An 18,565-nucleotide genomic window follows, 5' to 3' on the forward strand; every position below is an offset into this window, starting at 1 on the left:
CCGCGATCTTGTGGAGTTGGCCGAGGCCGGTGAACCGGAAGTTCACAAGATCGCGGTGGGGAGACTGAAGGTCAAGGTGCCGGGCTGGTCGGCGGAGAGGTGAAGGACCCGACGGTCGAGAGCGTGCCCCACCTCCACAGTCCGATCGCACGGGGACGTCAGGGTCGCGTGCAACCCGGCCGGGGACCAGCTGAGGTCGACGGTGACCGGGCCTCGAGCGACCAGGCCCCGAACGCTTCCGCTGGGCCAGGCGGCGGGCAGGGCGGGGAGCAGGTCGAACCGGGCGACCCCGTCCTCGCCGATGTCGCGGCTGCGCAGAAGCATGGCGACGATCAGGGCGGGAAAACCCCCTGCCAAATCCACGTTGAACATGTGATCGCGGTTGTGGGTGGGCACCAGGTTGGGGCGCCAGTAGGCGTCAGCGATCCGGACCAATGCGGCATACGCCTCTTCCCCGAGCCCGAGATGAGCTGCCGCGACGCCGAGGAGCGCCAGCCCGTACCCCATCTCGTCGGACGCCTCGCTCAACCACCACCGCAGCCGGGATCGCACCGCCTTGACCGCCGCGGCGTGCAACGCCGGATCCGCCTCGACGATGGCATCCCCGGCGTAGAAGAACGGATAGAAGTGGCTGCAGTGCCGATGCGCGTGGTTCTCCGGAAACCGCGGGTCGAGCCATTCGGCCAACTCGCCCTCGTCGGTGATGCGGTAGGGCGGCAGGGCCGCGAGCAACGCACTCCACCGCGGATCGCTCCCGTCGTGTCGGACCAGCGCACGCAGCACGTCGCGCACAGCCTGCACGTCCAGCGTCGCGTCCACACAGGCCTGAGCCCCGAGACCGCCGGGGTCGTTCTCCGGGGAGTAGGACGGACTGAACCGCGCGCGTCCGCCCTCGAATTCCGCGAAGGCGAGATGAAACTCGGCCACCTCACGTAGATAGGGCAGCGCGCGCGATCGCAGGAAATCGGCATCGCCCGTGTACTGCCAGTGGTCCAGATAGAGGCGTCCCAGCCAGGCGGCGCCCGCGGTCCAGAACGTGAGACACCAGATCGGGCCGAAGTGGTTCTGCCTGCCGTGGTTGCCGAGGTGGGCGGGCGCCAGCAGGCCCGGCATCCCGTAGAGGCGTGAGGCGTTGGAGCGGAAGTCGGCGCGGAGGGTGTCGAGGAGGTCGAAGAGCGGTGGCATCAGCTCGGGCGTACCGGTCGAATGCACGGCGAGCAGGGCGGCCTGGAGGTTGCCGTCGATGGTCCACCCGCTGCGCCACGGCGGGGAGTAGGTGCCGCTCCACACCCCCTGCAGCGTCGGCGGCCGCGTGCCGGTGCTGCTGATGATCGCGTACCGGCCGGCGTCGAAGAGGGTCTGCTCGCGCCGGCCGCCGAGGTCGATCGCGACCCTGCCGAAGAGGTCACTGTGTGCGGCGGCGTGCGCTTCGAGCAGTTCGTCGAAGCCGCCGGCCGGCAGTTCGGCCAGGGCCTGGGCGGGTGAGCGCAGGCCGGGTGCGGCGCGGGCCACGATCAAGACCGAGGCGGGGGTACGGGACAAGCGCACCGCCACCGCATAGCCGTCGAGGGCACCTTTCCACGGCACGTCGAACCGAGCGGTCAGAACGACGTCGTCACCGGACCGGGCGACGCTGAAGTCGATCGGACGTTCGGGGGTGCCGTCGACGGGCCCGACCGTCAGGGTGCCGCCGGTGCCGGTGACGCGCACGATCAGGGCGTCCGCGGTGCGGGAAACGAAGGCGTCGCACGTCACCCCGGACCACTGCTGGCGGACGACGCCGGTGGTGAAGTCGGTACCGCGGACGTAGCCGTCGCCGGGGGAGTCGGGCGTGAAGGTGAGGGTGGCGGCACCGATCAGCGGATCGATCCAGCGCGTTTCCGCGTACCCCTGATCTTCCTGAACAGCGATGTCGCAGACGGCCTGCGCCGCCTCGGTGAAGCGTGCGGTGGCGAGAAGCTCGCGAATGCCCGGCAGGGCCGCGGCGGTCGCCGGCGCCGGCAGCGGTTCGGTGACCGGCTGGAAGAGGTCCTCGTGGGCGAGCGTGAACCGCAGCGCGGACGGTGTCCCGTAGCAGAGCGCGCCCTGCCTGCCGTTGCCGCTGATCAGCGCGCGTTCCCAGTCCTCGGTGGCTTCGGCGTCCTGGAACGACGGATTGACATGGCTCTGCACCGCTCATACTTTGTTTAGAGTTCAAACTAAAGTCAAGGCGGTGCGATGCTCTTCTTCGGCGGCGACTACAACCCTGAGCAGTGGCCGGAGGAGGTGCGGGACGAGGACGTCGTCCTGATGCGCCAGGCCGGCGTCACCATCGCCACCGTCGGGGTGTTCGCCTGGTCGAACCTGGAGCCCGAGCCGGGGCGTTACGACTTCGGCTGGCTCGACCGCGTCCTGGACCGCCTGCACGACGGCGGCATCAGGGTCGCGCTCGCCACCCCGACCGCCTCGCCGCCGCCGTGGTTCACCCTCGCCCACCCGGAGGCGATGCCGGTCGGTGCCGACGGGGTCCGGCTGACACACGGGAGCCGTGACACCTACTGCGTGTCGGCACCCGCCTATCGGGAGGCCGCCCGCACCATCGCCGCAAAGCTCGCGGAACGCTACGCCCGTCATCCGGCGCTGGCGATGTGGCACGTGCACAACGAGTACGGGACGGACTGCCGCTGCGACACGACAGCCTCGGCCTTCCGGCTCTGGCTGGAGAAGAAGCACGGTGACCTGGACACTCTGAACGAGGCGTGGACCACGGCGTTCTGGAGCCAGCGATATTCGGACTGGGCGCAGATCATGCCGCCGCGCGCCACGCAGTACCTGCCGAACCCGGCGCAGGTGCTGGACTTCCGCCGGTTCCTCTCCGACGAGTTCCTCAGCGGCTACCTCGACCAGCGTGACGTGCTGCGTGCCGCGAACCCGGACGTGCCGATCACCACGAACTTCGTGCAGGGCGGCTGGGTGAGCGTCGACCACGCGCGCTGGGCCGCGGAGGTGGATCTGGTCGCTGTCGACCACTACCCGGACGACGCCGGCGCCGGTGCCGAGGAGGAGACCGCGTTCGCCGGTGACCTGGCCCGCGGCTGGGGCGGCGGGTCGTGGCTGCTGATGGAGACCGCGCCGAACCTGATCTACACGCGGGCGCGGATGCACGCCAAGGAGCCGGGGCGACTCACCCGGCACAGCCTCGGTTACGTGGCCAGGGGCTCGGCCGGGGCGATGTACTTCCAGTGGCGGCAGCCGCGCGGCGGTGCGGAGCTGTTCCACTCCGCGCTGGTTCCCCATGCGGGGCCGGACAGTCCGGTCTTCCGGGAGGCGGTGGGCTTGGGCCGTACCCTCAAAAGCCTCGCACCTCAGGTCGCCGGCGCCGCACCGCCCGCCGCCCAGATCGCGCTGACCTGGGACGCTCCCTCCTGGTGGGCGTTGCAGGCCGGCGGACTGCCGGCCGCCGACCTCGACTATCCCGGCGCGGTGCGCCAGGCACACCGGGCGCTGTTCCGCTCGAAGCTGCAGACCGATTTTGTCTTCCCCGGTGTCTCCACCGATCTCGGGAACTACCGGATGATCGTCGTTCCGCACCTGTACCTCGTCTCGGATGAGGCAGCCGCGGCGTTCCGCGACTACGTCGCCGCCGGCGGTCACCTGGTGGTCGGCTATCTGAGCGGGATCGCCGAGCCGGACACCCGCATCCGCCTCGGCGGATATCCCGGCGCCTTCCGCGAGATCCTCGGGGTACGCGTGGTCGAGTGGCACCCGCGGCCTCCCGGCACCGAGTTCGCGCTGAGCGACGGCTCGCTGGCCGGCCGCTGGCAGGAGCGGGTCGAGACGGCCGGAGCGTCCACTGTCGCCAGTTACGCGGACGGCGTTCTGGCGGGCGCGCCGGCCATCACCCGCCATCGATGCGGTGCGGGTTCGGCCTGGTATCTCTCGACGGCCCTGACCGACGATTCCCTGGCCCGGCTGCTGGCCTCGATCGCCGCGGAGGCGGGCGTGGAACCGGTGCTGCCCGGCGTGCCGTCCCCGGTGGAGGTGGTCCGGCGCGGTCCGCTGCTCTTCCTGTTCAACCACGGGATCGCGACGGCCGCGGTGCCCCTGCCCGGCCCTGGCGTCAACGCGGTGACCGGAAGGGATCTCGGCAGCGTCGCAACGGTCCAGGGTGGAGGCTTCCTGGTGGTCCGCGTCTAGCCGGCTGTCTGGAAGGCTTTACGGTAGGCCGACGGTGACGTGCGCATCGTCTGGCCGAAATGGTGCCGAAAGGTGACAGCCGTCTCGAAGCCGACAGCGCTCGCGATCGCCTCGATCGGTGTCCGGGTCGTCTCCAGCAGGGCCAGGCTGGCGTGCACCCGGCGGTCGATCAGCCAGCGGATCGGTGTGGTCCCGGTGGCCCGCGCGAAATGCCGCAGGTAGGTGCGGGCCGACATGTGCGCCCGCCGGGCCAGCACGTCGACCGTGATCGGCTCGGTCAGGTTGCCGAGGGCCCAGTCCATGCTGCGGGCCACCCGGGCGTCCTCGGGATCGGCGGCGACCGGCGCCTCGACGAACTGCGCCTGGCCGCCGTCGCGGTGCGGCTGCATGACCAGGCGGCGGGCGACCGCGTTGGCGATCGACGGCCCGTGGTCGAGCCGGACCACGTGCAGGCAGAGATCCAGGCCGGCGGCGCTTCCGGCGCTGGTCAGGATGTCGTCGTCGATGTAGAGCACGTCGGCGTCGACCTCGACCGCCGGGTGGCGGCGGCGCAGGGCGTCCGCGTAACGCCAGTGGGTGGTGGCCCGGCGGCCGTCCAGCAGTCCCGCCCCGGCCAGGGCGAACGCTCCCGAGCAGATCGACATGATCCGCGCGCCGCGCTGACGGGCCCGGCGCAGTGCGGCGACGAGCGCGGGCGAGGGGTCGCTCTCGATGTCCGGTACGCCGGGAACGATCAGGGTGTCGGCAGCCGCGAACGTGTCGAGTCCGCGGCCGGTGTGCAGGGTGGCCCCGCCGACGATGCGGATCGGCCCGGGAGTCTCGGCGCAGATGGTCAACTCGTACCACGGGACGCCGAACTCGGGCCGGGGCAGGCCGAACACCTCGGTCACGATGCCGGTCTCGAAGACCGACATCCCGTCGAAGGCCAGGACCGCGACGGTCGGCCCACGTTTCCCGGGAGTCAGCATGGCGGAATCTTAGCGGTCAGCGTCCTCTACGCCACTGGGCCGCGCCTTCTCCCGGCGGCACGATCAGCGCATGACTTCCGCGGTTGCCTTCTTCGAAGCCCTTCTCCAGTTCCAGACCGACGTCAGCGACGTGCACGCCGACCTGGAAGCCGGCACGCCCGGCGTGGTGGTCGTGGACTCCCGCAATGCCGAGTCGTGGCGGCAGGGCCACCTGCCGCACGCCGTGCACCTGCCGACCCGGGAGATCGCCGCACGCGCCGCCGAGGTGGTCCCGCCGGGCAGCACGGTGGTGACGTACTGCTGGGGGCCCGGGTGCAACGGCGCGACCAGGGCGGCTCTGGAGTTCGCCCGGCTCGGTCACCCGGTCAAGGAGATGATCGGCGGGTACGAGTACTGGGTGCGCGAGGGCTTCCCGGTCCGCGACGAGCACGGCGTCAGCTCCCGGCCGGTCGACAGTCTTACGGCCCCGATCGGCGCGGCCTGCGGCTGCTGACGGATCCTCAGCCCAGGATCTCCGCCAGCCACGGGTTGCGGAACGTGCCGGCCGGGTCGAAGCGCTCCACCAGCGCGGTGAAGTCGTCGAAGCGCGGGTAGAGGTCGCGCAGCGTGGCCGGTGCGGCCGTGAAGATCTTGCCCCAGTGCGGCCGGGCGTCGAGCGGGGCGAGGGCCTTCTCCAGGTCGGCGACCACGGGCAGCACGGCCTCGGTGTCGGCGATCCAGGTGAAGTGCAGGGCCAGGCTGTCACGCCCGTGGTTCGGGCTCAGCCACAGGTCGTCGGCGGCGATCGTACGGATCTCGCAGACCTGCAGGACCGCCGCGACACGGTCCCGCATCGAGTTCACCGCCTCGATCGCGGCCCGGGCGTGCTCGCGGGACACGTGCCACTCGGACTGGAGCTCCTCGCCGCTGCTCGGGGTGAACTCCATCCGGAAGTGCGGGAGCCGGGCGTGCCACGGGCCGGGCACGCCGCCCTGCTCGGTGCAGTTCGTCCCGGGCATGCCGGGCACCGGGTGGCGGGGGCCGTCGGCGGGACGGGCGCCGTGCCAGTCGCCGGCCGGCATCGGGTCGTGCCGCTTCAGCCAGACCATGTCGATGTCGGGACTGGTCCAGCGGGTGAAGAGGCTGACGCTGTACCCGTACTCGAGGATCTCGTCGAGGTGCCCGTCCAGGGCGGATACGGGCAGGTTGTCGTAGACGTACTGCCGGAGCTCGAAGGCGGGCACGACGTCGAGGGTGAGGGCGGTGACCACACCGAGGGCGCCGAGGCCCACCACGGCGCCGGCCAGGTCGGCGCTGCTCCGGTCCAGGGTGACCAGCTCGCCGTCGGCGCGGACGATCTCCAGCCCGGAGACCGCGGTGGCCAGGTTCGGGTTGCGCACCCCGGAGCCGTGCGTGGCGGTGGCGGCCGCGCCCACCACCGAGATGTGCGGCAGCGAGGCCATGTTGTGCACGGCGAGGCCCTCGTCGGCCAGCCGGGCGGCGAGCTCGCCGTAGCGGATGCCGCCGTCGACGCGCACCGAGGACCGGTCCGGGGAGACCTCGACGGAGCGGGGCAGATCGGCGAGCGAGAGCAGCGCGCCGTCGGTGTCGGCGAGCCGGTTGAACGAGTGACCGCTGCCGAGCACCCGCAGCTGGTCGGCCGCGGCGACGATCTCGCGCACCTCGTCGACGGAGCGGGGGCGATGCAGCAACTCCGTGCTGAAGACGATGTTCCCGGCCCAGTTCGTCAGTCGTTCCGGCATAACTCTCCCAGGTCGCACGAGCGTTCCACTCCCACCCTACGGCGGACGGGGCAAGGCCTGGAAAAGTCCGAGTATTTCCTGTTCACGGGGTTTTCGGCGGATGGCGGGGTTAAGGTCGTCCTCGACCGGCAGACCGGACGAGGAGGGCGCGAGATGGCGTCGATCGTGGTCGCGGAAGACGACACTGACATCGCCGAGTTGCTCGCCACGGTGCTGAGCAACGAGGGGCACACTGTTCGTACCGCCCCGACCGGGCCGGCCGCTCTCGCGGCGATCGTGGAGATCGGGCCGGACCTGGTGATCCTCGACCACCACATGCCCGGCATGAGCGGCCTCGATGTGGCGGGCAAGCTGCGCTCCGAGGGTGCCACCGCGAACATTCCGGTGATCATGCTGTCGGCCGCCGCGCCGGCTGCCGCGCGGGGCCTCGTCGACGTGACCATCTCCAAGCCGGTACGCCCGAGGCACCTCGTCGAAGCGGCCGCCGAACTGCTCGCCGCCCGCAAGTCGGGCGAGGCGCCGGGGCACGACGCGACGACCCAGCTCGTCGACGTGGAGCGGCTGCTCGCCGTCTCCGACTACCTCAGCCGGCCGGCACACGGCGCCGGCCTGAACGCCTTCGCGGAGGAGCTGACCCGGCTGACCGGTGTGCCGATGGCGGCGATCACCCTGGTTCTCAACGACAGCGTGGCGGTGGCCGGCTCGTACGGGCTGCCCCGCTGGGTGACCGAGGCCGGTGGGGTGCCCGTCGAGTGGTCGCCGGACACCATCGTGGTGGCCGAGGACGTGCCGGTGCTGATCAGCGACAGCCTGGCCGACGGTGAATACGCGAACACGCCGCTCTTCTCGATCAGCGGGGTGCGGTCCTACGCGAGTGTGCCGCTCAACTCCGCCGAGGGGCACGTGGTCGGCACCCTGTGCGTCATGGACGACAAGGCCGGCTCGTGCACCGAGGACACCGTTCAGGTCCTGCACTCCCAGCGGGCACAGGCGTTGAGTCTGCTGTCCCGGGCCGGCTGATCTGATCCTTCCGGGCGGTGCGGGCCGGCTGATCTGATCCTTCTGGGGGCGGCGCGCGTAGGCGTACGCGAAAGGGTTGAAGCCCGCGGCGAAAAGCCCGGAGTAACCGATAGTTATATTAGTTCCCGGTGTTTATGGCTGCCGGTCGATTTGTCACTGTCTGATCACTGAGCGACGCATCCGGCCGTTTATGTGGGTAAACGTAGATCTATTCTGGCCGCTCGGTGCCATAAAATCGCCCACAGATCCAAATCGAGATCAGCTGCACGTTCTCTCGTAACGAAAGCTGCGTCACAATCAGTCACGCCCATGGCTATGGCGGGGCAGGATGCAGCCCGGCGGAACCGCAAGCGAGAGGAAATGCGCGAAATGGCGGAGATCCATCACTTCGAGTACGGATGGGTGACCCCGACCGTCAGCTACGTCCTGTCGGTGCTCGGCTCCCTTCTCGGCCTGACCAGTGCGGTCCGGCTGAGGTCGTCCAAGTCCAGCGGCGAGCGCACCTGGTGGCTGATCCTCGCCGCGGTCGCCATCGGCGCGACCGGCATCTGGAGCATGCACTTCGTCGCGATGATGGGCTTCCGGGTCGAGGGCACCCCCATCCGGTACGACATCGGCCTGACGATCGCCAGCGCGGTCATCGCGTTCGTGGCTGTCGGCGTGGGCCTGGCCATCGCCCTGCTCGGTTCGGCGGGACCACGCATCCGCATCCTGATCGGCGGCGTGCTCGCCGGCCTCGGCGTGGCGGCGATGCACTACACCGGCATGGCCGCGATGGAGCTGCACGGCGAGATCCAGTACTCCGGCCGTGAGGTCGCGCTCTCCATCGCGATCGCGGTGGTCGCCGCGACGGTCGCCCTCTGGCTCACCCTCGTCGTCACCAAGCCGATCGTGATCTTCGGTGCGGCGCTGGTCATGGGCATCGCGGTCAACGGCATGCACTTCACCGGCATGGCCGCGATGTCGGTGCTCTCCGAGACCTCGTTCGGCTCGGTCGCCGGCGCGACCGCCAGCGGTCTGCTCGTCCCGGTCGGCGGCGCGGTGGTCTTCGCCGTCCTCGGCATGGTGTACGCGCTGATGGCCGCACCCACCGAGGAGGACCGGGTGGCCGCCGCCTATCTGGCGTCCCGCCTGGAGTCGCGTACGGAGCCTGGTCCGGGGCCGCAAACGCAGCCCGGCCAGCTGTGGGGTCAGCGTCCTCAGGGGCAGCCACAGGGCCAGCAGCACGGTCAGCAGCAGGGCCAGCCGGGCCAGGGGCCGGGGCGTTCGACGCTCGGTGGCGGCTCCTGGACGTACCGAGATCGTTCAAATTAGACGAAAGCCGGTTATCCGGCCTAGTTACTCCTACCGGACGTCCTCCTTTTCTCGTCCGAACCGGCAGTGGATCTACCCGCACGGCGTCTGACCTGGTGGTTAGGGTTTTGACGGCTTGAATTCCGAGCAGGGGAGAGACAAGTGGCGGTCGGCATTCTGGGGACTGGTTCGTACCTCCCGGCGAAGGTCGTGACCAATGTGGACCTTCGGGAGCTCGTGCCGGACGCGGACCCCGAGTGGGTCTCCCGCAAGACCCTGATCGAGGCGCGCCGGTTCGCCGCCCCGCACGAGGCGGCGTCCGATCTCGCCGCGAACGCCGCCCGCGCGGCCCTGGAACGCGCGGGCGTCACGGCGGCGGAGATCGATTACGTGATCGTCTCCACCTCGACCGGCGACTCACCGCAGCCGCCCACGTCGAACCTGGTCCAGTACGCCATCGGCGCCGACCGGGCCGCGTGCTTCGACGTCAACGCGGTCTGCGCCGGGTTCGTCTTCGCGCTCAACGTGGCGAACGGTCTGGTTGCCGCGAACCCGGGCGCGCTGGTCCTGGTCATCGCCTCGGACGTCTACTCGCGGATCCTCGACTTCGGCGACCGTCGCACGGCGGTCCTCTTCGGGGACGGCGCCGGTGCCGCGGTGGTCGGCGCGGTGCCCGAGGGGTACGGGATCGTCGACATCGACCTCGCCTCCCGGGGCGACGCGAACGACCTGATCTACGTGAAGGGCGGCGGGAGCCGGCTGCCGGCCTCCGCCGAGACGGTGGCCGGCGGCGATCACTACTTCCGGATGAACGGCCGTGGCGTCCGGGATTTCGTCGCCACCGCGGTGCCGCCGGCCCTCGACGCCCTGCTGCGGCGCTCCAACCTCAAGGCGGAGGACGTCGACCACTTCGTCCCGCACCAGGCCAACGGCATCATGCTGCAGGAGCTGGTGGAGGCGGCGGGCTTCCAGAACGCGCACACCCACCTGACGCTGCCCTGGTACGGCAACGTGGGCAGCGCCTCGCTCCCGGTCACCCTGGACGAGGCGGCCCGCAACGGGTCACTGCGCGACGGTGAGCTGGTCATGCTCGCCGGGTTCGGCGGGGGCATGTCGATGGGCGCTTGCCTGCTGCGCTGGGGTCACTGACTCCCGCGCCGCTGAGCTCTACTTGGGCTGAATCAGCCAGTCCCAGGCCTTCTTCAGCGCCGGGGTGTGGCTCTCGGACAGTTCGGCCGCCGCCTCGGCGCTCGGCGTCGCCAGGCGGTCGGCCGGCTCGCTGACGATCACGCCGTGCTCGAAGAGCCCGTCGATCTGGTCGCTGCCGGCGAACCGGTGGCCCTCGCTCGTGGTGATCAGCAGGCCGTGGAAGATGTGCTCGCGCTCGTCGGAGAGCACGTGCTCGACCTTGCCGACCGGGTCGCCGGAGCGGTCGTACACGGCCGTGCCGTCCGCAAGGACCAGGAACGACACCGGGGCACCGAGGTCTTCGGGTGCGGTTTCGCTGTTCTGTGTCATGCCCGCCGATTTACCCGGGTCCGGTCCTGTTCAGTCGGCCGACCCTCAACATCATCTTTTCGGTTGAGCCGTTCTAAACATTTTGTACAGAAATGTGTTTTCCGGTCGAAACGCCGCTAGAAACACTGAGATATGCGGTGAATTCCCATAGTGTCCGTTTTGTCAGCGGCAAGCCCCCGCCGCGGACATCATCAGCACTGGAGGGATTCCTAATGCAGAAGAGTCGGCGAATCGGAGCGCTCGTCGCCATGGCCACGGCCGCGGCCGGCATCGGTGCGGTGACGGCGGCGGCTCCGGCCTCAGCGATCGTTCGCGGACCTCAGCCGGTCTCCAGCTGGCTCCAGAAGGTTCCGGCGGGCACCAGCAGCTGGGTCAACATCCACTGGCGTACCGACCGGCGGATCTGTGACGTCGCGGTGCGCGTCCGGGGCGACCGGGTCAAGGTCGACCACCTGGGCTTCCGCAGGTCCGGCACGCTGTCGCGCGGCAACACGCTGCGGCCGGGCCGCACCGACTTCACCCGGGTCCGGGTCACGCCGTTCCAGCAGACCACCGGTGTGGCGAAGCTCTGGGCGACCATCTCGTACGACGAGTGCGGCTTCAAGTCCCGCACGCAGACGCGCACCGCGATGCTCTCGCTGCCGGTGCAGCGCAAGTTCTTCCCGGGTGGCAACGGCGGTCCGGGCGGCCCCGGGCACGGCCACCCGGGCGGTCCGGGGCCGGGCGGCCCGGGCGGGGGCCACGGTCCCGGGGGCGGCCCTGGCCACAACAACCCCGGCAAGCCCGGTGGCCAGGGCCAGCCCGGTAAGCCGAACAACCCGGGGCCGAACAACCCCGGCCCGAACAACCCGGGCCCGAACAACCCCGGGCCGAACAACCCTGGGCCGAACAACCCCGGCCCCAACAACCCTGGGCCGAACAACCCGGGTCCGAACAACCCGGGTCCGAACAACCCGGGCCCGAACAACCCCGGCCCGAACAACCCCGGGCCCAACAACCCGGGTCCGAACCACCCGGGCGGTCCTCGCGGTAACTAGCATCTGAGCACTGAAAATGTGACGCGCGGCCAGCCGCGCGTCACATTTTTGGTCTTTCCAAAATCATTTCCTCACGACGCGCATGATCAATTGCGCCGGCTGATCACTTCATCGGTACGCCATGATCAGACCCGCCGGATCCGAGCACACCAGGTCGAGAGCCCGGGCGACCACCATCGGGTCGTAGGTGCTCGCGTGGAACGTGGCCTCCAGGTGCAGCACCCCGTTCATCTCGCTGGTGGTCAGCGTGATGCCCTCCGGCCCGTTCAGCGTCGGGACGCTCTGGTTCACCCGCCCCGCCGGCCCGACCCCCCAGGGCAGGTCGCCCAGGACATCGTGCCGTCCCTGGTTGCTGAACGTCAGCCTCGGCTGCGGCTCCATCGCCACCTCCACCGGGTACGGGTCCGGCATGCCGGGCGCCCCGGTCAGCAGGATCTTGCCCTCCCGCAGCAGCATCATGGTCAGGATCCGGCCGGTGGCCAGCTCCGCCTTGAGCGTCTGATGGATGGCGACCGGGTCGGTCAGGCTCGCCGGCGCCAGGAACGGTCCCTGGCAGAAGTTGCTGTCGATGCTGACGTTTTTCTCCAGGTACCGGCGGCCGTCGGCGAGGAAGGTCCCGCCGCGCAGGTCCGGCTGGAACCCGAGTTCGCGCAGGGCCGCGGTGAACGCCGCGAACGTGATCGCCGAGGTGGTGACGCCCGGCGCGTACTGATCGCGCCAGGTGCGCATCTCGCCGAGCACCCGAGCGGACCGGGCCGTACGAACGGTCAGGTTCGCCTGCCAGGGACGGGTCGGCGCGTCCTCGGTGTGCGGCGGCCGGGCGAAGCTGAGTCCCTGCTTCCACCGGTCCGGGTGCAGGCCGAACTGCTTCCACCACGCCTTCACCAGTGCCGTACGGTGCCGCTTCGCCGGGGCGATCCGAGCGGCCCGGCCCTCGTAGGCGGCCTGGACCAGCTCGTGCACCAGCGTGTTCACGGGGCCGGCGTCGCCGTACGCGTGCGAGACCTTCATCGCGAAGTAGCCGCCGCCGACGAGGATCCGCACCGGGTGGTGTGCCCGTGGCTCGGCCTGGAGGTGGCGGGTCATCGCGTCGAAGTCCACGGGACCGTGGCCGAGATCGGTCACCGCCTCGTAGACGTACCCGGAGAACGAGGCCGCGTCCATGTGCTGCCAGTTGGCGCCGGAGCGGTCCAGCCGGGAGACGGCACGGTGGGTCGGGTCGGCGGTGTGCAGACCGATCAGCGCGTTGCGCACCCGCTCGGCGGTGACCCCGGTGAGCGGGCCGACCGTGCGGATGTACTCCAGCGGCAGCCATGCGCGCTCGCGCAAGGTCAGGCTGGTGGTGGACATCACTTCAACTCCCTCTGCTACCGCGGACAAGTCTTTGACGGGGGCGAAGACGACCTTCAGCACCGTCGGGCCGACAAGCACCATCTCGATCGCCATCACGATGACGACCGCGGTGACCAGCCCGTTCAAGCCGTTCTGCTCCCCGCCGTACCAGGCGGCCAGCAACTCGGCGACGCCGGCGAAGACCGAGAAGATCCCCGCGCCGCGCAGCCGGTTGTTGACCCGCGAGATGGCCAGGAAGAAGTGGTGGAAGACGAACGGCACGTAGGTCAGCGCCAGGATGGCGAGCGCGTCACCGGCGGTCGCCGCGTACTCGGCGCCGAAGACCGACATGATCGGCTCGGCGAGGAAGAACACCACGAGCGACGCGGGGAAACCGACGGCGAAGCAGATCAGCAGGCCGACCCGTACCTTCGAGCGCAGTGCCGTCCTGTCGCCGGCGGTCACCGCGAAGAGCGTCAGCGCCACGTTGCCCGGCACCATGGCCAGGAACGACAGGACCATGAACGCCGTGTAGAAGGCGGCGTTCGCCTCGGCCGACAGCACCGCGGTCACGACCAGCGGCAGCGCGGCTCGGGGAAGGTAGGTCGCCAGGTTGAGCAGGTTGTGGTCGAAGGTCGCCCGGCCGCGGCCGCGCAGCTGCCGTACGCCGGGCCGCAGCGAGTCGATCATGCCGCGGCGGCGCAGTGCCCGGAACAGGATCGCGGTGGACGTGACGATGCCCGCCACCCAGGTCAGCAGCAGCTCGCCGCCGGTCAGGGTGCCCGGCAGCACGGCCACCAGGCCGAGCAGCACCAGCTTGATCACCGAGAACCAGGCGTTGCGCATCAGCTGCAGCGGGCCCTGCAGGAGGCCGACCATGGCCTCGTCCAGCACCAGCGTCATGGCGTTCAGCGCGATGCCCGCGACCAGCAGCACTGTCGCGGCGTTGCCGCCGAGCGCGTCCTTCAGGCCCGGCACCCACAGGTGCGCCACTGCCACGTAGGCGAGGCCGCCGACGGTGGCCGCGGTACCGGCGGTCAGGATGCAGGTGGAGATCAGGTCCCACCGGCCCCGGGCGATCGCCGGAAGTTCGGAGATCAGCATGGTGCCCATGCCGAACATGCCGATGGTGCCGATCAGAGTCATCGCCGAGACCGCGGCGGAGGCCTGACCGACAGCTTCCAGCGGTGCCACGTGGGCCGCGACCCACCAGTACGCGAACCCGAAGAGCGACGTGATGAGCGTCGTGGCCATCAGCGAGCCGGCGTTCAGGAAGAGGTCGACGTGCCCCTTCAACGCGGAGAGGATGCCTCGCTCACCCGTCCGCCCCGGCCGGGCGTGCTGTGGCGCGGCGTCGGTTGCCGTCATTGCGTCAGTCCCCCAAAGATCGACCCACTCAGCAAGTTAGTAACTCGCTGTGTTTATCGCTAGGGCGGGATGCCTGGCTTTGACCTCCGTATAGTCGGGAAGATGGGCCGATCGGCCGAGCTTGAAATCACACTGAGTTATTAGAGCCAGCCCGACCGCTTGAGCTTGTGATGGACGCCTCCGCCGATGACCGCCATCGAGGCGATCGCGGCGGCGAAACCGTACGGCGAGTCCAGCCCCGGCATCTCCGCGAAGTTCATCCCGAAGATCCCGGCGATCACCGTCGGCACCGCGGCGATCGCGGCCCACGCGGCGATCTTGCGCATGTCGTGGTTCTGGTCCACCGAGACCTGTGCCAGCCGCGCCTGGAGGATCGAGTTCAGCAGGTCGTCGAAGCCGGCGACCCGGTCCACCGCCCGCGCCAGCCGGCCCTGCACGTCCACCAGATAGGGCACCAGCTCGCTCGGCACCCCGCTCATCCCGAGCAGCCGCGACAGCGGGCCGGCCAGCGGCAGCACCGCCCGCTTGAACTCGACCATCTCGCGTTTGAGCTGGTAGATGTGGGCGAACTCGGACGTGCGGGAGGTCGCGAAGGTCTCCTCCTCGATCCGCTCCAGATCCCGCTCCACGTGTTCGGCGACGTCCAGGTAGCTGTCCACCATCCGGCTGCCCACCGCGTACGCCACCGACCACGGCCCCTGCCGCAGCACCTCCGGGCGCTCCTCCAGCTCGCGGCGTACCGCCCAGAGCGGACCGACCGGCCCGTGCCGCACGGTGATCGCGAACCAGGGCCCGATCAGCACCGTGACGTCGCCGGTCTCGACCACCTCGGAGGTCGCCGTGAGCTTGTCGTGCTCGACGTAGCGCGCGGTACGCAGCACCAGCCGGGTCACCTCGCCGAGCGTCTCCACCCCGGGCCGGTGCCCGCCGGAGACCGCCTGGTTGACGAGCAGTTCGTGCAGTTCGAACACCCGCGCCACCGCGCTCATCGTCGCCAGGTCCGGTTCGTGCAGGCCGAGCCAGACGAACGCGCCGCGGCGCCGGGCGAGCCGGGCCGCCTCAGGGTAGGGAAGCTGCCCGGATCCGCCGCGGCGGGCACCGGCGACGTAGACGGCGCAGTCCACGACCGCGTCCGGATTGCCGCGCCGCTGCGCCGGGAGGGGACCGGCCGGCCGCTGGAGGTTCTCCAGCAGCCGGCTGAACGTTCGACGACCGAGCATTCGAGAAAGGTAGCGGCTCGGCGATCAGTCCGAGCGCTGCATGGCCCGTACGCCGACTAACAATCCGAGCGCCGCCATGCCGGCCGCCGCCACCAGGCCTTCGACCGTGCCGCGGGAGAACACGTCACCGGCGAAGAGGGCGCGTTCGGCGTTCACCACGTACGTCATGGGGTTGAACTGAGAGAGAGCCCGCAGCCAGCCCGGACCGTTGTCGATCGGCAGCAGCACCCCGGCGAGCAGCAGGAGCGGAAAGAGCAGCGTCTGCTGCACGGTCCAGAACAGCCACTCCCGGTTTTTCGAGGCAAGGGCGAGGGTGTACGACAGCGCGCCGAGCCCGATGCAGAAGCCGGCCAGGATCAGCACGCCGAGCAGCGCGCCGCCGAGGTGCAGCTCGAAGCCGAACGGGATGCAGACGGCGACGATCAGGGCGGCCTGGGCGATCATCGGCACGATCTCCTTGAGCGCCCGCCCGATGAGCAGGGCCGGCCGCCGCAGCGGGGTGACGAGCATCCGCTCGTGTGATCCGGTCTGGATCTCGAAGAGCAGGTTGGAGCCGGTCATCGAGGAGCCGAAGAGGCAGGACATCACGATGATGCCCGGGACGAACCACTGCAGGGACTCCTCGCCGGGCAGCAGCGGCGCGAACAGGGCAAGGAAGAAGAGCGGCTGGACCATCGAGAAGATCACCGAGAACGGGTCCCGGACCAGCGGGCGCAATTCCCGGCTGAAGACGACTCGGGTGTCGGTGACAAGCGTGGTCATGATCAGGCCTCCACGAGCTCGGGCTGGGCGCCGGCTTCCTCAGCGGTGCCGCCCTCGCGAAGGCTGCGGCCGGTGAGCTTCAGGAAGACGTCGTCGAGGGTGGGCCGGGTGACCTCGATCGCGGCGGCGGTGAGCCCGGCCGAACGCAGGTCCTCCAGCAGTTTCGGGGCGAGGCGCGGGCCGTCCTCCGCGGTCACCCGCACCTCGAGGCCGAGGCGATCGGCGTCGAGGCGATCGACGTCCAGAACGCGGGCGGCGGCGACGGCGTCGTGCTCCGTGGGAAAGCCGAGGATCACCCGGTCACCGACGTGGATCGCCTTGAGCCGCTGCGGGGTGTCGTCCGCGATGATCCGGCCGTGGTCGATGACGATCACCCGCTCGGCCATCGAGTCCGCCTCGTCCAGGTAGTGCGTGGTGAGCACGATCGTGGTCTCCCGCTCGGCGCGCAGCCCCAGGATGTGCTCCTGGAGGTTGGCCCTGTTCTGCGGATCGAGGCCGGTGGAGGGCTCGTCGAGGAAGAGCAGTTCGGGGGAGTGGATCAACCCCATCGCGATGTCGAGGCGGCGGCGCTGGCCGCCGGAGAGGGTGGAGACGGTACGGTCGGCGACCTCGCCCAGCCCGAGGGAGCCGACCAGCTCGTCCGCTCGCGATCGGGCCGCGCGGACTCGCATCCCGTACGCCCGGCCCTGACTGATCAGCTCGTCGCGACCACGCTGGCTGTGGCCCGCGCCGTTGCCCTGTCCGATGTAGCCGATCCGCAGCCGCACCTCACGCTGCTGCCGGACCACGTCGAAGCCGGCGACCCGGGCACTGCCGGAGCTGGGCGGGATCAGCGTGGTGAGCATCCGCAGCGTCGTCGACTTGCCGGCGCCGTTCGGGCCGAGCAGTGCCACGAGCTCGCCCCGCTCCACCGTCAGGTCGAGGCCGTCGACCGCCCGGACCTCCTTGAACTGCTTCGTCAGCCCTGTCGTCTCAATCATCATGCTGCCAACGCTAGGGTGAGAAGCGGCCACTTTCTGACCGCAAATTGATGGAGCCTGAAGTCATGGCGAACACGAGTGCTCGGATGCTGCGGCTCCTCTCGCTGCTGCAGACCCATCGCTACTGGCCCGGCTCCGAACTCGCCGACCGGCTGGAGGTCAGCCCCCGCACGCTGCGCCGCGACGTCGACCGGCTGCGCGATCTGGGTTACCCGGTGGATGCCGCACGCGGTGTCGCCGGCGGCTATCAGCTCCAGGCCGGCGCGGCGATGCCGCCGCTTCTGCTCGACGACGAGGAGGCGGTCGCCATCGCGGTCGGGCTGCGCAGCTCCGCCGCCGGCGCCGTGGCCGGTTTCGAGGAGACTTCGGTACGGGCACTCGCGAAGGTCATCCAGTTGCTCCCGCCGCGGTTGCGCCGCCGCATCGACGCCCTGCAGGCGGTCACCGCCCCCGGCGTGTTCGGCGGCGGCCCGACCCTCGACGCGGTGACGCTGACCACGATCGCGATGGCCTGCCGGGGTGAGGAGCGGCTGCGCTTCACCTACACCCCGCGCGAGGGCGAAACGATGCGCCGCTTCGTGGAGCCGCACCGGCTGGTCTCGCTGGGCCGTCGCTGGTACCTGGTGGCCTGGGACCTCGATCGCGGCGACTGGCGCAGCTTCCGGGTCGACCGCCTTGTCGAACCCGAGCTGACCGGCGCCCGTTTCCGCCCCCGCGAACTGCCGGGCGAGGACCCGGTCGCCTGGCTGCGCTCCCGGCTCGCGGCCATCCCCAGCCGTTACGACGTCTCGGTGCTCATCGAGGCTTCCGCGGAGGCGATCCAGGCGACCGTGGGCCATTGGGCCACTGTGGAGTCACTGCCGGACGGCATGAGCCGCATGCGGATGAACATCGACGACCTGGGATGGCCGGTGATGGTGCTGGGCGTGATGGCCGCTCCCTTCACCGTGGAGTCACCCCCTGAGCTGCGTGAACGCCTGCGGGCGACGGCCGAGGTGCTGGCCCGCGGGGCAGCCTGACCTTTATGGACAGACCTATATGGACGGACCGGCGCCCCCGTGGCGCCGGTCCGCAGGAATAAAGGTATCGACCGGGTGCGACACTTTTCCGTCACGTTTAAGCCGACGCTTATATAAACTTTTCTGAATC

General features: G+C 70.0%; 15 protein-coding genes. 7 read left to right on the forward strand and 8 right to left on the reverse strand.

From position 1 onward, the window contains the following. Positions 1-42 precede the first annotated feature (42 nt). Complete coding sequence (locus ACFQV6_RS28290) at positions 43-2,172, reverse strand: glycoside hydrolase N-terminal domain-containing protein (protein ID WP_378030639.1); 2,130 nt, start codon at positions 2,170-2,172, stop codon at positions 43-45. Between the two features lie 45 nt (positions 2,173-2,217). On the opposite strand from ACFQV6_RS28290, the gene ACFQV6_RS28295 reads away from it, so the two are divergent. Further along, positions 2,218-4,176 carry a beta-galactosidase gene (locus tag ACFQV6_RS28295; protein ID WP_378030640.1) on the forward strand — a complete coding sequence of 653 codons (1,959 nt, stop codon included), beginning with the start codon at positions 2,218-2,220 and terminating at the stop codon, positions 4,174-4,176. Here the strand turns inward: ACFQV6_RS28295 and ftrA are convergent. After that, complete coding sequence (ftrA, locus tag ACFQV6_RS28300; protein WP_378030641.1) at positions 4,173-5,144, reverse strand: transcriptional regulator FtrA; 972 nt, start codon at positions 5,142-5,144, stop codon at positions 4,173-4,175. The genes ACFQV6_RS28295 and ftrA overlap by 4 nt on opposite strands. A 70-nt stretch (positions 5,145-5,214) precedes the next feature. On the opposite strand from ftrA, the gene ACFQV6_RS28305 reads away from it, so the two are divergent. Further along, positions 5,215-5,637, forward strand: a complete 423-nt coding sequence (locus ACFQV6_RS28305) for a rhodanese-like domain-containing protein (RefSeq protein ID WP_378030642.1) — start codon at positions 5,215-5,217, stop codon at positions 5,635-5,637. Positions 5,638-5,644: 7 nt separating this feature from the next. On the opposite strand, the gene ACFQV6_RS28310 is transcribed toward ACFQV6_RS28305, so the two are convergent. Further along, positions 5,645-6,886 carry an FAD-binding protein gene (locus ACFQV6_RS28310; RefSeq protein WP_378030643.1) on the reverse strand — a complete coding sequence of 414 codons (1,242 nt, stop codon included), beginning with the start codon at positions 6,884-6,886 and terminating at the stop codon, positions 5,645-5,647. Between the two features lie 153 nt (positions 6,887-7,039). Between ACFQV6_RS28310 and ACFQV6_RS28315 the strand changes: the two genes are divergently transcribed. The 3 genes from ACFQV6_RS28315 to ACFQV6_RS28325 all read left to right on the forward strand — a co-directional run bounded on the left by ACFQV6_RS28315 (position 7,040) and on the right by ACFQV6_RS28325 (position 10,348). Next, positions 7,040-7,906: a response regulator gene (locus tag ACFQV6_RS28315; protein ID WP_378030644.1), complete on the forward strand. Its 867-nt coding sequence runs from the start codon at positions 7,040-7,042 to the stop codon at positions 7,904-7,906. Between the two features lie 360 nt (positions 7,907-8,266). Further along, the gene (locus tag ACFQV6_RS28320; RefSeq protein WP_378030645.1) at positions 8,267-9,220 is read left to right on the forward strand and encodes an MHYT domain-containing protein; all 954 of its coding nucleotides are present in this window, start codon (positions 8,267-8,269) and stop codon (positions 9,218-9,220) included. Positions 9,221-9,361: 141 nt separating this feature from the next. Next, positions 9,362-10,348: a 3-oxoacyl-ACP synthase III family protein gene (locus ACFQV6_RS28325; RefSeq protein ID WP_378030646.1), complete on the forward strand. Its 987-nt coding sequence runs from the start codon at positions 9,362-9,364 to the stop codon at positions 10,346-10,348. 18 nt (positions 10,349-10,366) lie between these two features. On the opposite strand, the gene ACFQV6_RS28330 is transcribed toward ACFQV6_RS28325, so the two are convergent. Further along, positions 10,367-10,717, reverse strand: a complete 351-nt coding sequence (locus ACFQV6_RS28330; RefSeq protein ID WP_378030647.1) for a PRC-barrel domain-containing protein — start codon at positions 10,715-10,717, stop codon at positions 10,367-10,369. A 212-nt stretch (positions 10,718-10,929) separates the two neighbouring features. On the opposite strand from ACFQV6_RS28330, the gene ACFQV6_RS28335 reads away from it, so the two are divergent. After that, positions 10,930-11,754 (forward strand): hypothetical protein, encoded by an 825-nt coding sequence (locus tag ACFQV6_RS28335; protein ID WP_378030648.1) that lies wholly within the window; start codon positions 10,930-10,932, stop codon positions 11,752-11,754. A gap of 108 nt (positions 11,755-11,862) precedes the next feature. Here the strand turns inward: ACFQV6_RS28335 and ACFQV6_RS28340 are convergent, their stop codons facing one another. The 4 genes from ACFQV6_RS28340 to ACFQV6_RS28355 all read right to left on the reverse strand — a co-directional run bounded on the left by ACFQV6_RS28340 (position 11,863) and on the right by ACFQV6_RS28355 (position 17,416). Beyond that, positions 11,863-14,454: a lipopolysaccharide biosynthesis protein gene (locus ACFQV6_RS28340; protein ID WP_378030649.1), complete on the reverse strand. Its 2,592-nt coding sequence runs from the start codon at positions 14,452-14,454 to the stop codon at positions 11,863-11,865. Between the two features lie 140 nt (positions 14,455-14,594). Further along, entirely contained in the window at positions 14,595-15,674 is a 1,080-nt protein-coding gene (locus ACFQV6_RS28345) for a magnesium and cobalt transport protein CorA (RefSeq protein ID WP_378030650.1), read from the reverse strand. A 24-nt stretch (positions 15,675-15,698) separates the two neighbouring features. Next, positions 15,699-16,436 carry an ABC transporter permease gene (locus tag ACFQV6_RS28350; protein WP_378030651.1) on the reverse strand — a complete coding sequence of 246 codons (738 nt, stop codon included), beginning with the start codon at positions 16,434-16,436 and terminating at the stop codon, positions 15,699-15,701. A 2-nt stretch (positions 16,437-16,438) separates the two neighbouring features. Beyond that, positions 16,439-17,416, reverse strand: coding sequence for an ATP-binding cassette domain-containing protein (locus tag ACFQV6_RS28355; RefSeq protein ID WP_378030717.1), 978 nt, complete (start codon positions 17,414-17,416; stop codon positions 16,439-16,441). A 65-nt stretch (positions 17,417-17,481) separates the two neighbouring features. On the opposite strand from ACFQV6_RS28355, the gene ACFQV6_RS28360 reads away from it, so the two are divergent. Further along, positions 17,482-18,435, forward strand: coding sequence for a helix-turn-helix transcriptional regulator (locus tag ACFQV6_RS28360; protein ID WP_378030652.1), 954 nt, complete (start codon positions 17,482-17,484; stop codon positions 18,433-18,435). Positions 18,436-18,565 lie beyond the last annotated feature (130 nt).

This window comes from Actinoplanes sp. GCM10030250 (assembly GCF_042666575.1).
Classification (GTDB): Bacteria; Actinomycetota; Actinomycetes; order Mycobacteriales; family Micromonosporaceae; genus Actinoplanes.

Coding starts and splice junctions, on each gene's coding strand:
- ACFQV6_RS28295 (WP_378030640.1), top strand. CDS start 2,218: ATGCTCTTCTTCGGCGGCGACTACAACCCTGAGCAGTGGCCGGAGGAG.
- ftrA (WP_378030641.1), bottom strand. CDS start 5,144: ATGCTGACTCCCGGGAAACGTGGGCCGACCGTCGCGGTCCTGGCCTTC.
- ACFQV6_RS28305 (WP_378030642.1), top strand. CDS start 5,215: ATGACTTCCGCGGTTGCCTTCTTCGAAGCCCTTCTCCAGTTCCAGACC.
- ACFQV6_RS28310 (WP_378030643.1), bottom strand. CDS start 6,886: ATGCCGGAACGACTGACGAACTGGGCCGGGAACATCGTCTTCAGCACG.
- ACFQV6_RS28315 (WP_378030644.1), top strand. CDS start 7,040: ATGGCGTCGATCGTGGTCGCGGAAGACGACACTGACATCGCCGAGTTG.
- ACFQV6_RS28320 (WP_378030645.1), top strand. CDS start 8,267: ATGCGCGAAATGGCGGAGATCCATCACTTCGAGTACGGATGGGTGACC.
- ACFQV6_RS28330 (WP_378030647.1), bottom strand. CDS start 10,717: ATGACACAGAACAGCGAAACCGCACCCGAAGACCTCGGTGCCCCGGTG.
- ACFQV6_RS28335 (WP_378030648.1), top strand. CDS start 10,930: ATGCAGAAGAGTCGGCGAATCGGAGCGCTCGTCGCCATGGCCACGGCC.
- ACFQV6_RS28340 (WP_378030649.1), bottom strand. CDS start 14,454: ATGACGGCAACCGACGCCGCGCCACAGCACGCCCGGCCGGGGCGGACG.
- ACFQV6_RS28345 (WP_378030650.1), bottom strand. CDS start 15,674: ATGCTCGGTCGTCGAACGTTCAGCCGGCTGCTGGAGAACCTCCAGCGG.
- ACFQV6_RS28350 (WP_378030651.1), bottom strand. CDS start 16,436: ATGACCACGCTTGTCACCGACACCCGAGTCGTCTTCAGCCGGGAATTG.
- ACFQV6_RS28355 (WP_378030717.1), bottom strand. CDS start 17,416: ATGATTGAGACGACAGGGCTGACGAAGCAGTTCAAGGAGGTCCGGGCG.
- ACFQV6_RS28360 (WP_378030652.1), top strand. CDS start 17,482: ATGGCGAACACGAGTGCTCGGATGCTGCGGCTCCTCTCGCTGCTGCAG.